Source organism: Alistipes sp. An54, assembly GCF_002159375.1.
Classification (GTDB): Bacteria; Bacteroidota; Bacteroidia; order Bacteroidales; family Rikenellaceae; genus Alistipes; species Alistipes megaguti.
On the sequence record NZ_NFIA01000002.1, the window covers coordinates 282,995 to 300,861 of the forward strand.

A 17,867-nucleotide genomic window follows, 5' to 3' on the forward strand; every position below is an offset into this window, starting at 1 on the left:
AATTATTTAATCTTTCGCCGATTAAGTTCGGCACTGTAGGCCCGGGCGTTGCGATTGTGCTCGGAGAGGGTGCGCGCAAAGTTGTGGTAGCCGTCAAAAGTCGGCCGGGCGCAGAAATAAAGATAATCGTGCTCCTCGAAGTGAAGCACCGCTTCGATGGCACTCTTGCCCGGCATGCAGATCGGAGAAGGCGGAAGACCCCGGTTTACATAGGTATTGTAGGGCGACGGCGTCTTCAGATGCCGGTGGAGAATGCGGCGCAGCGTGAAATCCTGCAGGGCGTATTTCACCGTGGGATCGGCCTGCAGGGGCATGCCGCAGCGCAGGCGGTTGACGTAGACCCCGGCGATGCGGGGCATCTCGTCGCTCTTCGAGGTCTCCTCGTAGACGATCGAGGCCAGGGTCATCACCCCGAGCCGGCTCAGACCGCTGCGCTGGCGCAGGGCATCCCGTTCGGGCGTCCAGAAACGGTCGTACTCGCGTTTCATGCGCAGCACGAAGTCCCGCGGCGAAACCGTCCAGTAGAATTCATAGGTGTCGGGAATGAACATCGAGAAGAGCGTCACGCTGTCGAAACCCACCTCGGCGGCCATCTGCGGCGAGGTCAGCACATCCATCAGCGCCGCCGAGTCGGCATCGAGCTGCCGCGAGAGGCGCCGGGCCAGCTGGGCCGGCGTGCGCACGTTCTGGACCGTCACCCGAACGGGAGTCTGCATGCCGAGTTTGAGCATGCGGACGATCTCGATGACGCTCATGCCGGGACGCAGCACGTAGTGGCCCGGTTTGAAGCTGTCGGCCAGGCGAAGCCGCCGGGCATAGGCCCGGAAGGCGGCATGGCGACGGATCGACGGCAGCAGTGAATCGGTCAGCTGATCGTACGTGGCCGTGCGGCTGACGAAGAGTTCGCGCTGCGCCGGAACCGCACTGCCCCGGAACTCGATAAACAGAAGGACAGCCCCCACGACCACGACAACTGCAACCCCCGCAAGGATGCGCAACAAGGTTTTTTTCTGCATTTCGCCTGATTTTTTTGCAAAGATAGGAAAATATTCCTACTTTTGCATCCCGGGTGAGTCTTACACGACCAGCTCCTGCAGAATCCCCCAGGCGAGGAATCGAGCAAGGGTATGTGGTTGTAGCGGTGCGATGCAAGTAGCTCACCCTTTTTTTGTGCCCTGCGGCGTCCGGCTTCCCGGACGCCGCTTTTTTTTAAAGGCCCGGAAATCAGAGGAATGGACGGGCGGCCCGGCGTACACGCTCTTCCGCCTCTCGCCGGCGAAGCGGCGAAAGATGCCGCCGGAGGTGACGCCATACCGTGCGCAGCAGGTCCGCAGGCAGGGAGTCGCCGTAGGCCATCCGCCGCATCCAGCGGAACCGCCGCCAGCGCCGCCATCGGAAGTAAATCCCACGCCAGAGCCCCTCGGGAATGGCCGCCGGAAAATCCGCTCCCACATCGCGGCATCGGGAGCCTCCACCCCTGACGCCGGGGATTCCCCCCCCCGCCGCAAAAACCGCGCCCGGCGAAAACACCCGATGTAAATGAAGCAAATATTTTTCCTTTCGACAGGAAAAAACTATCTTTGTCCATCTGAAACCGTATTTGCGCCATGAAAGGTATCGTCCTGGCCGGAGGCTCCGGCACCCGCCTCTACCCGATCACAAAGGGAGTCAGCAAACAGATGCTCCCGATCTTCGACAAACCGATGATCTACTACCCCATCTCGGTGCTGATGCTGGCCGGAATCCGCGAGATCCTGATCATCTCCACACCCGTCGACCTGCCCGGATTCAAACGCCTGCTGGGTGACGGCTCCGATTTCGGCGTGCGCTTCGAATATGCCGAACAGCCCTCGCCCGACGGCCTGGCCCAGGCCTTCCTGATCGGCGAACGGTTCATCGGCCCGGAGAGCGTCTGTCTGGTGCTGGGCGACAACATCTTCCACGGATCCGGCTTCACGGGCATGCTCCGCCAGGCGGTCCGCGCCGCCGAAGAGGAGGGCCGCGCCACGATCTTCGGATACCGCGTCGAGGACCCCGAGCGCTACGGCGTGGCCGAGTTCGACGCCGCGGGCAACTGCCTCTCGATCGAGGAGAAACCCGCCCGCCCGAAGTCCAACTACGCCGTCGTCGGACTCTACTTCTACCCCAACAAGGTGGTGGAGGTCGCCAAGGGCATCAGGCCCTCGGCCCGCGGCGAGCTCGAGATCACGTCCGTGAACCAGACCTTCCTCCAGGCCGGCGAACTGCGCGTCCAGACCCTGCAGCGCGGGTTCGCCTGGCTCGACACCGGAACCCACGACTCGCTGGCCGAAGCCTCGATCTTCGTCGAGGTGATCGAAAAACGCCAGGGACTGAAGATCGCCTGTCTGGAGTCCATCGCCTTCCGCATGGGCTGGATCTCGGCCGACAAATTGCGCGAACTGGCCCGGCCGATGTCGAAAAACCAGTACGGACAATACCTGCTGAAGGTGGCCGACGAGACGGAGGCCGGCGACCCGCAACTCCTTGCAGAATGACTTCACATTCCTGTATGCCATGGAGGTAATCAAAACCGATATCGACGGGGTGGTCATCATCGAACCCCGCCTCTTCCGCGACGAACGCGGTTATTTCTTCGAATCGTTCTCGCAGCGTGATTTTCAGGAAAAGGTCTGCAACACGCGCTTCGTCCAGGACAACGAGAGCATGTCGACTTACGGCGTGCTCCGCGGACTGCACTTCCAGAAGCCGCCCCATGCGCAGTCGAAACTCGTACGGGTCATCCGGGGTGCCGTGCTGGACGTGGCGGTCGACATCCGCCGCGGCTCGCCGACCTTCGGGCGCCACGTCGCCGTCGAACTCTCGGGCGAAAACCACCGCCAGCTCTTCATCCCGCGCGGATTCGCCCACGGATTCAGCGTCCTGACCGACGAGGTGATCTTCCAGTACAAGTGCGACAACTTCTATGCCCCGCAGTCGGAGGGGGCCCTGGCCTGGGACGACCCCGATCTGGGGATCGACTGGCGGATCCCGGCCGAACGGATCCTCCTCTCGGAGAAGGACCGTCACCACGACCGTCTGCGCGACGCCGGGTGGCTCTTTGACTACCACGAAAAACTCTATTGAGCGATGAATATACTCGTAACGGGCGCCAACGGCCAGTTGGGACGCGAAATGCAGCGTCTGGGAGCCGTTTCGCCCAACAACTACCTCTTTACGGATGTCGCCGAACTCGACATCACGGACCCGGAGGCCGTCCGCCGCTGTGTGACCGGAAACCGCATCGGGGCCATCGTCAACTGCGCCGCCTACACCAACGTCGAACGCGCCGAGGAGGACGAGGCTACGGCCGACCGGCTGAACCGCGCCGCCGTCGGGAATCTGGCCCGGGCGGCCGCCGAAGCCGATGCGCTGCTCGTCCACGTGTCGACGGACTACGTCTTCGACGGCTGCGCCTCGCTCCCCTACACCGAGGAGGACCCAACGGCCCCCCGCAGCGCCTACGGCCGCACGAAACTCGCCGGCGAAGAGGCCGTCCGGGCCTCGGGATGCCGCCATCTGATCCTGCGCACCGCCTGGCTCTACTCCGAATACGGAAACAACTTCCTGAAGACGATGCTCCGTCTGACGGCCGAACGCGAAACGCTCAACGTCGTCTTCGACCAGGTCGGGACGCCGACCTATGCCGGCGATCTGGCACTGGCCATCTTCTCGATCCTCGAGGGCGGCCTGGACCGCGGCCACGAGGGAACGTATCACTTCTCGGACGAGGGCGTCTGCTCGTGGTACGACTTCGCCGTGGAGATTGCCCGCGCTGCGGGCCACGACCGCTGCCGCATCTCGCCCTGCCGCACGGCCGACTACCCCACCAAGGCCGTACGCCCCGCCTTCTCGGTGCTCGACAAGGGCAAGCTCAAACGCACGTTCGGCATCGAGATCCCCCACTGGCGGGAGTCGATGTTCTACTGTCTGAAACGTCTGCAGGCCATGCAGAACCAACCCTCGGAACAATCATGAAACGAAACATCCTCGTTACGGGCGGCGCCGGATTCATCGGCTCGCACGTCGTCCGGCTGCTGGTCACGAAATACCCCGACTACCGCATCATCAACCTCGACAAGCTGACCTATGCCGGCAATCTGGCCAATCTGCGGGACATCGAACAGCGGCCGAACTACACCTTCGTCCGCGGCGACATCTGCGACTTCGAGGCTGTCAGCGAGCTGATGCGCCGCTGCGAGGTCGACGGAATCATCCATCTGGCCGCCGAAAGCCATGTCGACCGTTCGATCCGCGACCCGTTCACCTTTGCACGGACCAACGTCCTGGGAACCCTCTCGCTGCTCGAGGCGGCCCGCCGCTGGTGGGAGTCGCGTCCCGAGCGATTCGAGGGCAAACTCTTCTACCACATCTCCACGGACGAGGTCTACGGGGCGCTGGAGCTGACCCACCCCGAGGGGATTGAACCGCCGTTCTCAACCACGGCCTCCTCCTCGGAGCACCACCTGGCCTACGGCGAGGAGTTCTTCCGCGAGACGACGAAGTACAACCCGCACAGCCCCTATTCAGCCTCCAAAGCCTCGAGCGACCACTTCGTCCGGGCCTATCACGACACCTACGGCATGCCGACCCTGGTGACCAACTGCTCGAACAACTACGGCCCCTATCAGTTTCCCGAAAAGCTGATTCCGCTCTTCATCAACAACATCCGTCACCGCCGGCCGCTGCCCGTCTACGGACGGGGCGAAAACGTCCGCGACTGGTTGTACGTCGAGGACCACGCCCGCGCCATCGACCTGATCTTCCATCGCGGACGCGTGGCCGAGACATACAACATCGGCGGTTTCAACGAGTGGAAGAATATCGACCTGATCCGGGTCGTCATCCGGACGGTCGATCGTCTGCTGGGCCGCCGCGAAGACGAGGACATGGATCTGATCACCTTCGTAACGGACCGTCCCGGCCACGACATGCGCTATGCGATCGATTCGTCGAAGCTGCAGCGCGAACTGGGCTGGGAACCCTCGCTGCAGTTCGAGGAGGGAATCGAGAAGACCGTGCGCTGGTATCTGGACAACCAGGCCTGGATGGACAACATCACCTCGGGCGAGTACGAGAAGTATTACGACGAGATGTACCGGAACCGATAGTTTTTCCCGACCAATATCCGCAAGCATGAAATTCCGCTCCGTGCACGAGATCCATCAACTGATCCGGGACAAAAGGCGTCACCAGGGCCATATTCGGGCCGAGATTTCCAACCAATACTACCAAGCCTCGGACAGACCGCTCGATCTGCACCGGAGGATGGTCATCCTGATGATCGACGGCCGCACGCTGCATGGCGGAATGGCCGACCGCATCCGCGGCTGTCTGGGTATCTACGCCCTGTGCCAAAAACGAGACATCCCGTTTCGCATCAACTGGTGCTATCCGTTCGACCTGCAGCTGTTTCTGGAGCCCGCCCGCTACGACTGGCGGATCGATCCCCGGCAGATTGTCTACGAAACCCCCTATTCACAGCCCGTGGCTCGCTATACGTTCGATCTCCCCGGCGAGGAGATCTGGGACAGATGCGCAGTCGCCCGGCAGCTGCGCTCTGACTCCCACACGCAGTATCACCTCTACACCAACACGATGCTCTGCCGCAAGGCGTGGAGCCGATCTTTCGGTGAACTCTTCAAACCCTCGCCGCTGCTGCAGCAGGCCATCGACGAGAATCGCCGACAGCTGAACGGCCCCTACGTCTCCTTCACGCTCCGGTTCCAACAGCTGCTGGGCGACTTCAGGGAGGGGCCCTTCCCGGTGCTGGAGGAACCCGAACGGGAGAGACTCATCGAAAAGTGTCTGGACAAACTCGCGGAACTGATCGGCTGCGTGCCCCAATCCCGCCGCATTCTGGTGACCTCCGACAGCATCACGTTCCTCAACCGCGTCCGGCAGCTGCCCCGGACCTACGTCATCCCCGGGGAGGTAGCCCACATGAATTATCCGGGCGAGAGTCAGGTCTTCCTGAAATCGTTCCTCGATTTCTACCTGATCATGGGGGCCGAAGAGGTTCATCTGCTGCAGACCGGACAGATGTACCGAAGCGGATTCCCGCAGTTCGCCGCCGAAATCGGCCGCAAGCCCTTCATCGTGCACACCTTCTGAGCCCATTCGGGCAGGCGGGCGGGAGGACTCCCCTCCCGTTCGGTGCTCCGCAACAAAGACGCGGGCCCCGCAAATCCGATCGGATTGCGGGGCCCGCTGTTTCTGCGGCCAAAAGCCGCAAAGGGTTACTCGAGCGTAAACTCCACCTGGCCGCGGATATCATCCGAGGCTGCCCCCACATAGGCCGTGAAGCGTCCCGGTTCAGCCACCCACTGTCCCTTCGTGTCGTCGTAGTAACGCAGCGCCTCGGGGGCAATTTCAAACGTAACGGTCCGCGTCTCGCCCGGGGCCAGCTGCACCTTCTCGAAGCCCTTCAGCTCCTTCACGGGGCGCGACAGCGACGACTCCTCGTCTCCGATATAGAGCTGGACCACCTCGGCGCCCGCCCGATCGCCCGTATTGGTCACATCGGCCGTCACGTGCAACACGCCCTTCGGCGTCAGCGTCGTACGGTCGGCCTTCACGTTGCCGATCTCGAAGGTCGTATAGCTCAGGCCGTGGCCGAAGGCAAACAGCGGACGGATCGCCTTCGTATCGTGCCAGCGGTAACCGACCAGAATGCTCTCGTTGTAGCGGACCGAATCGCCGCCCGGGAATTCGCCCATGGCATGCGCCGCATTGTCCTCCAGCCGGACGGGGAAGGTGAAGGGAAGCTTGCCCGACGGATTCACCCGTCCGAAGAGCACGTCGGTCAGCGCATGTCCCGTTTCCGAACCCGAGAACCAGGCCTCCAGAACCGCCGGGACCCGATCCAGCCACGGCATGGCCACGGCATTGCCCGAAACCAGCACGACGGTCAGATGGGGATTGGCCGCCGCAAGGGCCTCAATCACCCGATCCTGCGCGTAGGGCAGCCCGTACTGCCGACGGTCGGTGCCCTCGCAGTCCTGATAGGCGCTCTTGTTCAGTCCGCCCACGAAGATCACCGCATCGGCCCGCTTTGCCGCCTCAACGGCATCGGCAATCAACTGCTCCTCGCTGCGCGTTTCGGAGAGGTCCTGGCCCGTCTCGACGCCGTTGTAGGAGCCCGTCGGATCACCCACGTATCCGCGTTCGAAGGTCACCTCACAGCGATCGCCCACCGCCTCGAGGATCCCCTCCATCGGCGTATATTCGTGGCGCACCTTCAGCGACGAGGAGCCCCCGCCGACGGTCATCATCTTCACGGCGTTCTCCCCGACGACCAGCAACCGCTTCACCGCCACGGAATCCAGCGGAAGCTCCCCGCCGTCGTTCTTCAACAGCACCATGCCCTCGCCGGCAATCCGCCGGGCCGCGGCCAGATGCTCCGGAGAGTTCAACGACCCGAAGGGCTTGTGCGTATTCATCGCCGTGCGGAAGTTCAGCCGCAGCACCCGGCGCACCTTGTCATCCAGCGTCGCCAGATCGGCCTCGCCCCGGCGCAGCATCTCCAGGTAAGGGAATGCCAGATGGTAGTTGTCGTAGGCGTTGCGCGTTCCGGCCCGCAGTCCGTCGGTTCCGGTGCCGAACTCGAGGTCCAGTCCGTTCTCGGCCGACTGTTTCGTGTCGTGGGCTCCGCCCCAGTCGGAGATCACCGCTCCGTCGAAGCCCCACTCACCTTTCAGAATGTCGTTGAGCAGGTACCGGTTGTGGCAGCAGTGCTCCCCCCGGTATTTGTTATAGGCACCCATCACCGACCAGGCTCCGCCCTGCCTGACGGCCGCCTCAAAGGCCGGAAGGTAGATCTCGCGAAGCGCCCGGTCGTCCACAACCACATTCACCGAGTGGCGGCGCGTCTCCTGATTGTTGAGCGCAAAGTGTTTCACGCAGGCCGCCACGCCGTTCTTCTGCACCTCGCGGACATAGGGAACCACCATCCGCGAGGCCAGGTAGGGATCTTCGCCCATATACTCGAAATTACGTCCATTCAAGGGGGTGCGGTAGATATTCACGCCGGGACCCAGCAGCACATCCTTTTCGCGGTAGCGGGCCTCCTCTCCGATCGAACGGCCGTAGAGGGCCGCCATGCGGGGATTCCACGTCGCGGCCAGGCACGTCAGGGCCGGAAATGCCGTACAGGAGTCATTCGTCCAGCGGGCCTGGTTCCATTCGTCCCACAGCACCTCGGGGCGGATTCCGTGGGGGCCGTCCGTACACCAGAGTTCCGGAATGCCGAGTCGCGGCACTCCCGCCGACGAGAATTTCGACTGCGCGTGCAGCACGGCCACCTTCTCTTCGAGGGTCATGCGGGAAAGAGCGTCTTCGATCCGCTCTTCCAGCGGGAGGTTCTCATTCAGGTAGGAGGCTACCGTGGTCGAAGAGCCCCCGTTTCCGGCGCAACCTGCAAAAAGCAGCAACACCGGGATCGTTTTCAAAAAGTTCAGGTTCATCAGGATTATGATTTGAGCAATAATTAAGTACAAAGATAATAAATAGCGCGGCAATGCCTACACGAAAAATCGGTATTTATCGGATTATTCGAACAAAAAAAGATCGCGGTTTTCACCACGATCTTTTCAGGTTTTCCTTTCGGGATTTCAGGTCCCGGTTCTTCAGGATTTCAGGTCCTCGGTTTTTCAGGGTTTCAGTCCCCCTTTTTTTTCCCTCCCCCGGTTTTTCAGGGTTTCAGGTCCCGTTCGTACACAATTCTTAATCGGAGGTTCTCGATTCGGCGTTCATTCCTCTCCCCCCGTCGGCCCGGACTACTTGGAAGGCTGGGCGGCAGGCGTCTCGGCAGGCGTCTCCGTCGTCGACCCGGCGGCCGGGATCTCGGCCTGCGGCATTGCGGCCGGAGCCTCCGTCTCAAGCATCCGCTCCTGAAGAGCCTTGGCATCCTTGGCAATCTCCGAGTTGCTCTCGGCAACCTTCGTGCTGTCCATGGCCAGCGTGGCTACCAGACTCAGCACCACAATGGCAATGGCCATCGCCCAGGTGAACTTCTCCAGGAAGTGCGTCGTCTCACGGACACCCATCACCTGGTTCGAGGCTCCGAAGTTGGCGGCCATACCGCTCTTGGGGTTCTGCACCAATACCGCGAGGATAACCAGAACACTCGCAATGAGGATCAGCGCAATGCAAATCGTGTATAACATATCATCAAATTTTAATTATTGTTCTGCGTTTTGCGAATTAACTCGGCAAAGTAAACACTTTTTTCGGGATTTAGCAAACTTAATTTGCGATAAATCGCTGCGGCCCGCTCCCGAAGCCCCTGCGAAAGATAAATTTCGGCAAGTTCCTCGCTGACAACCTCGTCGTCATCGTCCAGATCGGGCTGCAGACGCACCTCCACCTCGGGTTCGTCGTCTCGCGCCACGATACGCAGGTCCCGCTCCTGAAGGAACGTGTCGATGATCTCCTCCGAGGTGCGTCGGAGCAACGCCCCGGCATCCACCCACTCGCCGCACAGCGAACTCTCCGCACGCCACGGCGCCATCAGCTCCACCCGCGGGTCCATCCCGCCCCGCTCCGCAACGCGCAGCACCCGCAGCGGCATGAACCACGGCACGGCCGCCACGGCGGCATCCAGTCCGCCCTGCGCCGCGGCCGCTTCGATGAGATATTGCTTCAGATCCGCCATCCCGGTTACCAGTTGGAGGCCGAAGCCTGGAAGATGTCGGTTACGATCTTGTCGACAATCTCGGGAATGAGCGTTCCCTCGACCTCGGTCAGCAGCTGCGTCGATTCGTAATCCTCGTAGGCCGAGAAGGTGCGGTTCCACGACGCCTTCTCGTCAAGGGCATTCGTGAAGCGCACCTTGACGGTGATCGTCAGGCGGTTCAACAGCGCGTAGTCGTCGCTCGAGACCGACGAGGTGGTCGAGGTATAGTTCGTGATCTCACCCTCGAAGGCAAAGTCACCCCCCTCGTCGACCTGCATGAGCCGCGTCCGCCGCGAGAACATGTCGACCAGCGCGTCGGTGAGCGTCGAGCTCAGGATCGGCGAGACCATCGTGGCGTTGTTCGGGAAGTAGGCCACCGAGAAGGTCTTCGCATCGGGCGGAATCGAGGCGCCCGACAACGAATATTTGATCGACACGCCGCACGCCGTCAGCAGGCACACGCCCGCGGTCGCCAGGAAGAGTTTCAGATTTCTGTGTTTCAGTTTCATTTCGCGGTATTTGGCGGTCAGACATCCTCGATGCCCAACTCCTTGATTTTACGATACAGCGTCCGTTCGGACATGAACAACTCCGCAGCGGCTTCGCGACGGCGTCCGTTGTTGTGCTTCAGGGCGCGGATGATCTGCTCGCGCTGCATGTCGGCCTTGGTCTTCTCGCGGGGCGGTTCGTCGGTCACCTCCTCGCTCTCGGCATAGATCGGCGCCGAAGGCTGCACGTCGGCCGTCCCCACCGTCGGTCCGCAGGGCTGGCCCGTCGAGGGGCCGCAGGGCTGGCCTGCCGTGGGTCCGTAGCCCGGCGCCACCTGATGGCCGTAGGCTCCCGGGGTCTGCACCGCCGGAACGTAACGCCCCGGGGTCGTGGTCGGGAGCAGCGCCCGGATATCGCGGACCGGTTCCGAAGCCGCCACTCCGCCGTTGCGGAGCAGTTCGGCCATCATGCGCTTCAGGTCGTTGATGTCGGCCCGCAGATCAAAGAGCACCTTGTAGAGCAGTTCGCGTTCGGTGGACATCGTCTGATCGTCCATGCGCGGGGCGCCGGCCGCCGCCATGGTCGAGGTCCCCTCCTGCGGCGGCAGGTATTTGGCCAGCACCTCGGGGGTGATGACCCGCACCTGTTCGATGGCCGAAATCTGCTCGGCGACGTTCTTCAGCTGGCGGATATTGCCCCGCCAGTAGTAGCTCTTCAGCATATCGCGTGCCGCATCGTCGAGCGTCACGGCCGGCATGCGGTACTGCACGGCCACGTCGGCCGCAAACTTGCGGAACAGCAGCGGAATGTCGTCCGGACGTTCGCGCAGCGCCGGAACCGTGATGGGAACCGTCGCCAGGCGGTAGTAGAGGTCCTCGCGGAAGCGTCCCGCGGAGATGGCCTCCGGAAGGTTGACATTCGTGGCCGCCACCACCCGCACGTTGGTCTTCTGAACCTTCGACGACCCCACGCGGATGAATTCGCCCGTCTGCAGCACGCGCAGCAGACGCGCCTGGGTCGAGTGCGGAAGTTCGGCCACCTCGTCCAGGAAAATCGTCCCGCCGTCGGCCTCCTCGAAGTACCCCTTACGCGCCTCGACGGCCCCGGTGAAGGCCCCCTTTTCATGCCCGAAGAGCTCGGAGTCGATCGTCCCTTCGGGGATGGCCGCGCAGTTGACGGCGATATATTTATTGTGTTTGCGCGCAGAGTAGGCGTGGATCACCTGCGGAAAGAACTCCTTGCCCACGCCGCTCTCTCCGGTGACCAGAACCGTCAGGTCGGTCGGCGCAACACGCAGCGCCACCTCCAGCGCCCTGTCCAGCAGGGGCGAGGTGCCAATGATGCCGAAGCGTTGTTTTACGGTGGTTATTTCTGTCATTTTTCAGTCTGTTCGGGCTATTCAATCTGTCAAAAACATCCGAATCAAGTCGGATTTCCCCCCCCCCCGACTCGGGTTTATTCGGTCCCGGCAGCGGCTTCACGCCCGCAGCACGTTATTCGGCACCTGGCGCCCCCCGCACGGAGTTTATTCAGCCCCGGCAGCGGCCTGCGGCGCCTCGTCGGTCGAGACGACCGGCAGTTCGATCACTTCGGTCTCCGCCTGCTTCTCGCGCGCATCGTTCCAAAGCCCGAAGGCAATGGCCCCCAACGCCAATACCGCCACAACGACCCCGATCCAGATGAACCAGTCGGCCCGCCGACGCGGCGGCCGGTCGACATAGGTGTAGGCATCGGTATTCTTCGGCGGCTTGCCGTAGCGCAGACCCCGCACCGACGGATCGGGATTCATCTTCGCCGAACGCGACACATGCGGTTCGGTAAAGGCCGTGCGCACCGCCTCGGCCACCCGTTCGGGATGGACATGCGCAGCATGAGGCGTCTTGCGTCCGTCAGCCGGGATTTCACGCTCCGAAGCCTCGGACGCCGATCCGGCAGGCTCCGCTCCGGCCGCAGCCGGTGTCAAACCTGCCGCCGGTGATTCGGCAGGGCGCGGCTCGTAATGGAAGGCGATCGTTCCGTTGGGACCGGGCTTCAGGGTTCCGAACCCCTCGAGCCGGTACTCCTCGCCATGCTCCACGGCGTGGCGAACCTCGAAAACCAGCCGGTCGATCTCCCCGGCAGCCTCCAGATCACCCATTCCCTGCTCGCGCAGCAGGCCCCGCAGCACACCGTCGTCCCGCTTGAGCAGCTCCGAAAACAGGATGCTTTGCCCCGGCTCCTTGACGATGAACGCCCCGAGCTGAGGTATGACGAGCCGCTTGTGCGACTCCAGATATTGTGTGAGAACAGCTATCAACACGATCGAATGCAGCTTTGAATCCGGCTCCAAAAATACCCTTTTTCAGAGAAAAAAGCAAAATATGACCCGGTTTTTCAAAATATTCGGACAAAGTGTTGGTTAAAAGAAAAATATTCACCTACTTTGCATCCCGAAATTTTGGAAAATCCAATCGAGCTACTTCCGCCATATTTTCGCCATGTAGCCGAGCCGGATTGTCGAAAAGCCCCTGAACCGACCATGAAAGACAAGTACATCGACCTGATCGAACAGTCGTTCGATTTCCCGCAGGATGAGTTCTCCGTCGAGGACAACGAGCTCAATTTCCACGACATCCCCCTCATGGAGATCATCAAACAGTACGGAACCCCGCTCAAGATCACCTACCTGCCGAAGATCTCCCAGCAGATCAACCGCGCCAAACGCATGTTCAACGTGGCCATGGCAAAGGTCGACTACAAGGGCTCCTACAACTACTGCTACTGCACCAAGTCGAGCCACTTCTCCTTCGTGCTCGAAGAGGCCATGAAGAACGACATCCACCTGGAAACCTCCTCGGCATACGACATCCACATCATCAACGCCCTCTACGACAGTGGAATCATCGACAAGGACCGCTACATCATCTGCAACGGCTTCAAACGCCCGCAGTATGTCGAAAACATTGCCCAGCTGGTCAACGACGGATTCACGAACACCATCCCCGTGCTGGACAACAAGGAGGAGCTCGACCTCTTCGAGGATGCCTTCACCAAAAAATGCAAGGTCGGCATCCGCATCGCCTGCGAGGAGGAGCCCAAGTTCGACTTCTACACCTCGCGACTCGGTATCCGATACAACGACATCGTCGCGTTCTACAAGTCGAAACTCAAGAACAGCAAGAAATTCCAGCTCAAGATGCTCCACTTCTTCATCAATACGGGCATCAAGGACACGGCCTACTACTGGAACGAGCTGTCGAAGTGCATGAACGTCTACTGCGAACTGAAGACCATCTGCCCCGAACTGGACAGTCTGAACATCGGCGGAGGTTTCCCGATCAAGAACTCGCTCAACTTCGAATACGACTACGAATACCTCACCGAGGAGATCGTCGCCCAGATCAAGAACATCTGCCAGCGAAACGGAATCGAGGAGCCGAACATCTTCACCGAATTCGGATCCTTCACCGTCGGCGAAAGCGGCGCCGCCCTCTACTCGATCGTCAACCAGAAACAGCAGAACGACCGTGAAAACTGGTACATGATCGACTCGTCGTTCATCACCACGCTGCCCGACACCTGGGGTATCAACCAGCGCTATATCATGCTGGCCATCAACAACTGGGACAAGGAGTACCAGCGCGTGCTCCTCGGCGGTCTGACCTGCGACAGCGAGGACTTCTACAACTCCGAGTGCCACTCGAACGCCATCTTCCTCCCGAAACTCGAACCCGGCAACACCCAATACATCGGCTTCTTCCATACGGGAGCCTACCAGGAGTCGCTCGGCGGTTTCGGCGGCATCCAGCACTGCCTGATCCCCGCCCCGAAGCACATCGTCATCGACCGCGACAAGTCCAACAACGAGTACTACACGCGTCTGTTCGCCAAGGAGCAGTCCTACCGTTCGATGCTCCGCATCCTGGGCTACTGACCCGGGGCCCGCAAGAGGTGGGCCTGAGGGGGGGGGAGGGCTGCGGGGGCCAGGCAAGAGAGAGCCGGGAGAGGCCACGGGAAAGAGCCGGAGAGGCCACGGGAAAGAGCCGGAGAGGCCACGGGAGAGAGACCGCAACCGAAGGAGATCAAAAGAGACCGAAGGAGCCTCCAAGTCTCCCGAAAGCAACAAACCAGCCGTTCCAACCCTTGGGAAAAATCCCGGATGCGGAACGGGGAAAAGGCCAAGTGCCTCCCCGGAAGACAAACCGGCCGCCCCAACCCTTGGGAAAAATCCCGGACGCGGAACGGGGAAAAGGCCAAGCGCCTCCCTGGAAGACAAACCGGCCGTCCCAGCCCTCGGGAAAAGCCCCGGACACACAAAACGCAAAAAACCAAGGCCCTGCTTTCAATCGGAAACAGGGTCTTTTTCATTTTTACATTCCCCGCAGAGCCGGAATGGAGAAAAAATTCGTATCTTCGACGACAAAAAACGCATCCGACCTGCCATGAACCGATCCCTCCGACGCCGAATCCTGTTGCTCCTGACCGGAGTGATCGCATGCGGTGCGGGCTTCGCCCGGGGACAAAATCCCGGCACGGAGTGCGATTCTCTCAAGGGATGCCAAAACGCCTACGAAGCAGGATATCAAGCCGGTTATGAGGCCGGATACCGGGCCGGCCGGGCCGAAGGCGGCAGCACCGCTCCGAACGGACAAACCGGACTCCGGACCGGCAACCAAACCGGCAAAAACAGCCCGCTGCGCTTCGGGAACACCTCGACAAACCGTTTCGGTGCGGAGCGTCGGAACCTCGGTCAAAAGGCTTTTGCCGATGACAACACCTCCGGACGCCGTTTCATGCACCGTCTCGGAGCCGAATTCCGCCCCGAGTACATCTTCCCGACCAATCCCTTCCTGCGGGGTGAAAACAACACCGGACTCCCCATTGACCTCGCCCTCTCGGGACACCTCCGCTATGCGTTCCAGTTCCGCCCCGGGTCGACCCCCGACCGCATCTACGGCGGCGCCTATCAGGGTCTCGGCGTGGCCTACTACGACTTCCAGCGCCCCGATGAACTGGGCAATCCCGTGGCCCTGTACCTCTTCCAGGGGGCCCGCATCGCACGGCTGGCTCCGCGGCTGACCTTCGACTACGAGTGGAACTTCGGTCTCTCGTTCGGCTGGCAGCCCTACGATCTCAACACGAACCCCAACAACAAGATGATGGGGTCGAAGATCAACGCCTACCTCAACGTCGATCTGCTGCTCCGCTGGCGCATCCTGCGCGAGGTGGACCTCACGGCCGGCGTGGCCCTCACCCACTTCTCCAACGGAAACACCAAATACCCGAACGCCGGGCTGAATTCGCTCGGCGGACGCATCGGACTGACCTGTAATTTCGGACGCCTCTCGCCAGAAACCACTCCCCGGACACTCGGTCCCGCCTTCCCGCGCCACGTGAGCTATGATCTGGTCCTCTTCGGGTCGTGGCGCCGCAAGGGAATCGAGGTCGGCGACAAGCAATATGCCGCCCCGGATGCCTACACAGTCGTGGGATTCAACTTTGCGCCGATGTACAACTTCGGCTACAAGTTCCGCGCCGGCGTCTCGCTGGACGGCGTCTATGACGGCAGCGCCAACGTCATCGCGGCCTCCTCGATCGAACAGCTCGGTTCGACGGCCGAGATCGAAACCGTCAATCCGGGATTCGACCGCCAGATCGCCCTCGGGATTTCGGCCCGCGGCGAGTTTGTCATGCCCTATTTCAACATCGGCATCGGATTGGGTGTCAACGTCCTGCACAAGGGCGGCGACCTCAGGTCGTTCTACCAGATGCTGACCCTCAAGGTTGCCGTCACCCACAGTTCGTTCGTCCACATCGGCTACAGCCTGCGCGACTTCCACATGCCCAACTTCCTGATGCTGGGCGTCGGATACCGCTTCAACAACAAGTACCCGCGCCACCGCTGACGCCGGCGGGGCGAGAGACGGAGAACGGCAGCCGGGAGACGGAGAACGGCGGCCGGGAGACGGAGAACGGCGGTCTGAACCGATGCCCCGGCAAATGCCTGCTCACGAAGGGTTCGCGACCCGAAATTTGGTGATCCCCGTGACAAACACTATCTTTGCCGAAAAAACCGGACCGATGCAAATCTCGAAAGCCGAATTCAAATGCTCCTCCGAGCGGATCTCCCAGGTCCCCAAGGACAATCTGCCGGACATCGCCTTCATCGGACGCAGCAACGTCGGCAAATCGTCGCTGATCAACCTGCTGACCGGCCGTCAGGGGCTGGCCAAAGTCTCCGGAACACCCGGCAAAACACGTCTGATCAACCACTTCCGGATCAACGACTCGTGGTATCTGGTCGATCTTCCGGGATACGGTTACGCCCGCACGTCGAAGCTCCAGCGCGGCGAATTCTCGCGTATCATCACCGATTACGTCCTGCGCTGCGAAAAACTGCACTACCTCTTCGTGCTGGTCGACATCCGGCTCGAACCCCAGCGCATCGACCTGCGCTTCATCGAGATGCTCGGCCAGAACGGCGTCCCCTTCGGCATCATCTTCACCAAGGCCGACAAACTCTCCAAAACCCAGCGCGAAAAGAGCATCGAACGTTTCCGAAAGGCCCTCGCCGAACAGTGGGAAGAGCTGCCTCCGATGCTGGTCAGCTCCTCCGAACAGGGGCTCGGACGCGACGAAATTCTCGATTTCATCGACTCCTGTCTGAAAGTTTAACATTTGTTGAAAAATAGCGCCCCCCGCGGCGCATTTTTTCATCCTATTATCCTATCTTTGCATCGTCAAAATCCTCGTAACCTATGGCTATCCACAAAATCAAAATCTTTTCCGGCCGCGGTTCGGAGTATCTCGCCAAGAAAATCGCCGCCAGCTTCGGCACGACTCTCGGTCAGGTCGAAGTCCTGCGCTTCAGCGACGGCGAATTCCAGCCCTGCTACAACGAATCGATCCGTGGCTGCACGGTATTCATCATCCAGTCGACCTTCCCGCCCTCGGACAACCTCATGGAACTGCTCATGATGATCGATGCCGCACGCCGCGCCTCGGCCTACAAGGTCGTTGCCGTGATGCCCTACTTCGGCTGGGCCCGTCAGGACCGCAAGGACCGTCCCCGCGTGCCGATCGGAGCCAAACTGGTAGCCAACCTCCTGATGGCCGCCGGCGTCGACCGCGTCATGACGATGGATCTCCACGCCGATCAGATCCAGGGATTCTTCGACGTCCCCGTGGATGCCCTCTACGCCAGCGGTATCTTCGTCCCCTACATCAAGAGCCTCAACATCGAGGACCTCTCGATCGCCGCGCCCGACATGGGCGGCGCCAAACGGGCCAACACCTATGCCAAACACCTCGGTACGCCGATCATCATCTCCCACAAGGAGCGCGCAAAGGCCAACGTCGTGGGCAAGATGACCGCCATCGGTGAGGTCGAGGGCCGCAACATCCTGATCGTCGACGACATGATCGACACAGCCGGTACGATCTGCATGGCCGCCGACATGCTCATGTCGCGCGGTGCGAAGAGCGTGCGCGCAGCCATCACCCACCCCGTGCTGTCGGGTCCCGCCTACGAGCGCATCAACGACAGCGCCCTGGAGGAGGTGATCGTCACGGATACCATTCCGCTCAACCCCGACAAGGATCTGCACAAGTTTACGGTGCTGTCGGTGGCCGACATCTTTGCCGACGTCATCGAACGCGTCCACAACTACAAGGAGATCTCCTCGATCTTCTTCAAATAGGCCGC

17 protein-coding genes and 1 other RNA gene are annotated in these 17,867 nt (G+C 61.2%); 10 read left to right on the top strand and 8 right to left on the bottom strand.

What is annotated here, in order from left to right; all coding sequences use genetic code 11:
* Window positions 1-2: 2 nt before the first annotated feature.
* Window positions 3-1,016, bottom strand: coding sequence for an endolytic transglycosylase MltG (gene mltG, locus B5G09_RS03545; RefSeq protein WP_087404049.1), 1,014 nt, complete (start codon window positions 1,014-1,016; stop codon window positions 3-5).
* A gap of 51 nt (window positions 1,017-1,067) precedes the next feature.
* Between mltG and ffs the strand changes: the two genes are divergently transcribed.
* An RNA gene (ffs, locus tag B5G09_RS03550) (signal recognition particle sRNA small type) lies at window positions 1,068-1,166 on the top strand.
* A 58-nt stretch (window positions 1,167-1,224) separates the two neighbouring features.
* Here ffs and B5G09_RS13835 read toward each other — a convergent pair.
* Entirely contained in the window at window positions 1,225-1,452 is a 228-nt protein-coding gene (locus tag B5G09_RS13835) for a hypothetical protein (protein ID WP_143256468.1), read from the bottom strand.
* A gap of 155 nt (window positions 1,453-1,607) precedes the next feature.
* Here B5G09_RS13835 and rfbA point away from each other — a divergent pair, with 155 nt between their 5' ends.
* Genes rfbA through B5G09_RS03575 form a run of 5 tightly spaced genes read left to right on the top strand, consistent with a single transcriptional unit; the run spans window position 1,608 to window position 6,132 of the window.
* Window positions 1,608-2,516, top strand: coding sequence for a glucose-1-phosphate thymidylyltransferase RfbA (rfbA, locus tag B5G09_RS03555; protein WP_087404050.1), 909 nt, complete (start codon window positions 1,608-1,610; stop codon window positions 2,514-2,516).
* A 19-nt stretch (window positions 2,517-2,535) separates the two neighbouring features.
* Window positions 2,536-3,105: a dTDP-4-dehydrorhamnose 3,5-epimerase gene (gene rfbC, locus B5G09_RS03560; protein ID WP_087404097.1), complete on the top strand. Its 570-nt coding sequence runs from the start codon at window positions 2,536-2,538 to the stop codon at window positions 3,103-3,105.
* A gap of 3 nt (window positions 3,106-3,108) precedes the next feature.
* Window positions 3,109-3,996, top strand: a complete 888-nt coding sequence (gene rfbD, locus B5G09_RS03565) for a dTDP-4-dehydrorhamnose reductase (RefSeq protein ID WP_087404051.1) — start codon at window positions 3,109-3,111, stop codon at window positions 3,994-3,996.
* On the top strand, window positions 3,993-5,129 hold the full coding sequence (locus tag B5G09_RS03570) for a dTDP-glucose 4,6-dehydratase (protein WP_087404052.1): 1,137 nt from the start codon (window positions 3,993-3,995) through the stop codon (window positions 5,127-5,129). Before rfbD ends, B5G09_RS03570 begins: the two co-directional genes overlap by 4 nt.
* Window positions 5,130-5,154: 25 nt before the next feature.
* Window positions 5,155-6,132, top strand: a complete 978-nt coding sequence (locus B5G09_RS03575) for a hypothetical protein (RefSeq protein WP_087404053.1) — start codon at window positions 5,155-5,157, stop codon at window positions 6,130-6,132.
* A 125-nt stretch (window positions 6,133-6,257) separates the two neighbouring features.
* Here the strand turns inward: B5G09_RS03575 and B5G09_RS03580 are convergent, their stop codons facing one another.
* From B5G09_RS03580 to B5G09_RS03605, 6 genes are all read right to left on the bottom strand, one after another.
* On the bottom strand, window positions 6,258-8,483 hold the full coding sequence (locus B5G09_RS03580; RefSeq protein WP_087404054.1) for a glycoside hydrolase family 3 C-terminal domain-containing protein: 2,226 nt from the start codon (window positions 8,481-8,483) through the stop codon (window positions 6,258-6,260).
* A gap of 312 nt (window positions 8,484-8,795) precedes the next feature.
* Complete coding sequence (gene secG, locus B5G09_RS03585; RefSeq protein WP_087404055.1) at window positions 8,796-9,185, bottom strand: preprotein translocase subunit SecG; 390 nt, start codon at window positions 9,183-9,185, stop codon at window positions 8,796-8,798.
* Between the two features lie 11 nt (window positions 9,186-9,196).
* Complete coding sequence (locus B5G09_RS03590) at window positions 9,197-9,673, bottom strand: hypothetical protein (protein ID WP_087404056.1); 477 nt, start codon at window positions 9,671-9,673, stop codon at window positions 9,197-9,199.
* A gap of 5 nt (window positions 9,674-9,678) precedes the next feature.
* A complete protein-coding gene (locus B5G09_RS03595) occupies window positions 9,679-10,203 on the bottom strand; it encodes an LptE family protein (RefSeq protein ID WP_087309156.1) in 525 nt (174 codons plus the stop codon).
* Between the two features lie 17 nt (window positions 10,204-10,220).
* On the bottom strand, window positions 10,221-11,561 hold the full coding sequence (locus B5G09_RS03600; protein ID WP_087404057.1) for a sigma-54 dependent transcriptional regulator: 1,341 nt from the start codon (window positions 11,559-11,561) through the stop codon (window positions 10,221-10,223).
* A gap of 147 nt (window positions 11,562-11,708) precedes the next feature.
* A complete protein-coding gene (locus tag B5G09_RS03605) occupies window positions 11,709-12,482 on the bottom strand; it encodes a hypothetical protein (protein WP_087404098.1) in 774 nt (257 codons plus the stop codon).
* 219 nt (window positions 12,483-12,701) lie between these two features.
* On the opposite strand from B5G09_RS03605, the gene B5G09_RS03610 reads away from it, so the two are divergent.
* From B5G09_RS03610 to B5G09_RS03625, 4 genes are all read left to right on the top strand, one after another.
* Window positions 12,702-14,096, top strand: a complete 1,395-nt coding sequence (locus tag B5G09_RS03610) for an arginine decarboxylase (protein ID WP_087309154.1) — start codon at window positions 12,702-12,704, stop codon at window positions 14,094-14,096.
* Between the two features lie 508 nt (window positions 14,097-14,604).
* Window positions 14,605-16,068, top strand: coding sequence for an acyloxyacyl hydrolase (locus B5G09_RS03615; protein WP_087404058.1), 1,464 nt, complete (start codon window positions 14,605-14,607; stop codon window positions 16,066-16,068).
* A gap of 175 nt (window positions 16,069-16,243) precedes the next feature.
* Entirely contained in the window at window positions 16,244-16,837 is a 594-nt protein-coding gene (yihA, locus tag B5G09_RS03620) for a ribosome biogenesis GTP-binding protein YihA/YsxC (protein ID WP_087404059.1), read from the top strand.
* Between the two features lie 83 nt (window positions 16,838-16,920).
* Window positions 16,921-17,862 (top strand): ribose-phosphate pyrophosphokinase, encoded by a 942-nt coding sequence (locus tag B5G09_RS03625; protein ID WP_087309152.1) that lies wholly within the window; start codon window positions 16,921-16,923, stop codon window positions 17,860-17,862.
* The last annotated feature ends 5 nt before the right edge of the window (window positions 17,863-17,867 follow it).

Coding starts and splice junctions, on each gene's coding strand:
- mltG (WP_087404049.1), bottom strand. CDS start 1,016: ATGCAGAAAAAAACCTTGTTGCGCATCCTTGCGGGGGTTGCAGTTGTC.
- rfbA (WP_087404050.1), top strand. CDS start 1,608: ATGAAAGGTATCGTCCTGGCCGGAGGCTCCGGCACCCGCCTCTACCCG.
- rfbC (WP_087404097.1), top strand. CDS start 2,536: ATGGAGGTAATCAAAACCGATATCGACGGGGTGGTCATCATCGAACCC.
- rfbD (WP_087404051.1), top strand. CDS start 3,109: ATGAATATACTCGTAACGGGCGCCAACGGCCAGTTGGGACGCGAAATG.
- B5G09_RS03570 (WP_087404052.1), top strand. CDS start 3,993: ATGAAACGAAACATCCTCGTTACGGGCGGCGCCGGATTCATCGGCTCG.
- B5G09_RS03575 (WP_087404053.1), top strand. CDS start 5,155: ATGAAATTCCGCTCCGTGCACGAGATCCATCAACTGATCCGGGACAAA.
- B5G09_RS03580 (WP_087404054.1), bottom strand. CDS start 8,483: ATGAACCTGAACTTTTTGAAAACGATCCCGGTGTTGCTGCTTTTTGCA.
- secG (WP_087404055.1), bottom strand. CDS start 9,185: ATGTTATACACGATTTGCATTGCGCTGATCCTCATTGCGAGTGTTCTG.
- B5G09_RS03590 (WP_087404056.1), bottom strand. CDS start 9,673: ATGGCGGATCTGAAGCAATATCTCATCGAAGCGGCCGCGGCGCAGGGC.
- B5G09_RS03595 (WP_087309156.1), bottom strand. CDS start 10,203: ATGAAACTGAAACACAGAAATCTGAAACTCTTCCTGGCGACCGCGGGC.
- B5G09_RS03600 (WP_087404057.1), bottom strand. CDS start 11,561: ATGACAGAAATAACCACCGTAAAACAACGCTTCGGCATCATTGGCACC.
- B5G09_RS03610 (WP_087309154.1), top strand. CDS start 12,702: ATGAAAGACAAGTACATCGACCTGATCGAACAGTCGTTCGATTTCCCG.
- B5G09_RS03615 (WP_087404058.1), top strand. CDS start 14,605: ATGAACCGATCCCTCCGACGCCGAATCCTGTTGCTCCTGACCGGAGTG.
- yihA (WP_087404059.1), top strand. CDS start 16,244: ATGCAAATCTCGAAAGCCGAATTCAAATGCTCCTCCGAGCGGATCTCC.
- B5G09_RS03625 (WP_087309152.1), top strand. CDS start 16,921: ATGGCTATCCACAAAATCAAAATCTTTTCCGGCCGCGGTTCGGAGTAT.